Origin of the sequence: Dehalobacter sp., assembly GCA_023667845.1 — a bacterium.
Lineage (GTDB): Bacteria > Bacillota > Desulfitobacteriia > Desulfitobacteriales > Syntrophobotulaceae > Dehalobacter.
The window spans coordinates 1-1,192 of record JAMPIU010000074.1; the positions used below are offsets into that span (position 1 = coordinate 1).

Consider the following 1,192-nt stretch of genomic DNA (forward strand, 5'->3'; position numbering starts at 1 on the left):
GGGAAGTAACTGTGGGTGAGGTGCCGGTGGTTAAGAAAACCCTGCCGCTGATCAGGCAGAAAATGGGCATGCTCTTCCAGAACCCCGACGACCAGCTGTTTATGACAACAGTGTATGATGACGTGGCTTTCGGACCGCGCAACTACAAGCTGGATGAGCGGGAGGTGGAGAAGAGGGTTAGCCGGGCGCTGGAGACGGTTGGCATTGAGCATTTGAGGAACCGGGCGCCTTACAAGCTCTCGGGGGGCGAAAAACGCGCCGCTGCGATAGCGACTGTGCTTTCCATGGCGCCCGACATCATGGTGTTGGATGAGCCTTCTTCAGCACTGGATCCCAGGTCCAGGCGAAGGCTGATAAATCTTCTGAAAGGTTTCTCACATACAAAAATAATTGCGACCCATGACTTGGACCTGGTACTTGAGCTTTGTGATAGAACCATTGTGTTGAAAGACGGGAAGGTAATATCTGACGGAACCACGGCAGGTATTTTAACTAATGTTGAGCTATTGGAACAAAGCGGGCTTGAAGTGCCGCTGTGCCTGCAGAATTGCCCAGTCTGCGGGAAAAAGCAAAACCAATGATTCATCCTATTTCAGGAACTTGCTGACAGCGTCGTTTAATCTTTTGATCATCTCTGTGTCGCCTTCCTCGCAGGCGTGGACAAGGCAGTGATTGATATGATCATTTAAAATAATTTTACCCGTGTTGTTTAAAGCGGAGCGGACAGCGGAAAGCTGAATCAGAATCTCGCTGCAGTCCACATCTTCTTCAACCATTGTTTTGATCCCCTTGAGATGGCCAATAATTCTGGCCAGCCGGTTGACCACGTTTTTCTTGTTCGGATGATGATCAGCGTGAGAATGGGCCATTTGGGCCTCCTCCTTTAATAAACGGATGTAAAAAAAATGTTATACTTATGTTTATTCTGGGCTCCATTATATTTCACCTTCAATATTCCAGGTGATATGAAAAAGTGATTTCCACATGAAAATATGACAAAGAAAAAACAGCGCCAACCACTATGTTTCAAGTGGTTACGCTGTTCTTTCTTTGCCTTTCCTGCATAAGTCAGGTTGTTTACTTTAAGGATACCATAAACATGATTAATTAAGCTAATAGTTAAGCTTTTCTGATGTTGACTAAAAAAGCTTTGTATTCGGGAACAACAACGTTGGCATCACCGATAAAAGGT

Annotated in this window: 2 protein-coding genes; one reads left to right on the top strand and one right to left on the bottom strand. The window is 45.8% G+C overall.

Annotated elements, in window-relative coordinates:
* Positions 1-581, top strand: a 581-nt coding sequence (locus NC238_06380; protein MCM1565568.1) for an energy-coupling factor ABC transporter ATP-binding protein, incomplete at its 5' end; no start/stop codon positions are given.
* Between the two features lie 6 nt (positions 582-587).
* Here the strand turns inward: NC238_06380 and NC238_06385 are convergent.
* On the bottom strand, positions 588-869 hold the full coding sequence (locus NC238_06385) for a metal-sensing transcriptional repressor (GenBank protein MCM1565569.1): 282 nt from the start codon (positions 867-869) through the stop codon (positions 588-590).
* Between the last annotated feature and the right edge of the window lie 323 nt (positions 870-1,192).